1 protein-coding gene is annotated in these 365 nt (G+C 61.4%); it reads right to left on the reverse strand.

The features are described from left to right. Positions 1-365, reverse strand: a 365-nt coding sequence (locus tag ABDB81_RS30485) for a catalase (RefSeq protein ID WP_346814433.1), incomplete at both ends; no start/stop codon positions are given.

Raw genomic sequence — 365 nt, forward strand, 5'->3', positions numbered from 1 at the left:
TCGCGCTTCACGGCGTGGTTCAGGTCGGGGAATTTCAGCGGGTCGCGCAGGAAGAAGACCGGCGTGTTGTTGCCCACCAGATCCCAGTTGCCTTCTTCGGTATAGAACTTGATGGCGAAGCCGCGAATATCGCGTTCGGCATCGGCGGCACCGCGCTCGCCGGCCACCGACGAGAAACGCATGAACAGTTCGGTTTTCTTGCCGACTTCCGAGAACAGGTTGGCGCGCGTGTACTTCGTGATGTCATGCGTGACGGTGAACGTGCCATAGGCACCGGAACCCTTGGCGTGCATGCGGCGCTCGGGGATGACCTCGCGGTCGAAGTGGGCCAGTTTCTCCAGGAACCAGACATCCTGCAGCAGGGC

The sequence above is a fragment of the Cupriavidus sp. DL-D2 genome (genome assembly GCF_039710735.1).
Lineage (GTDB): Bacteria > Pseudomonadota > Gammaproteobacteria > Burkholderiales > Burkholderiaceae > Cupriavidus.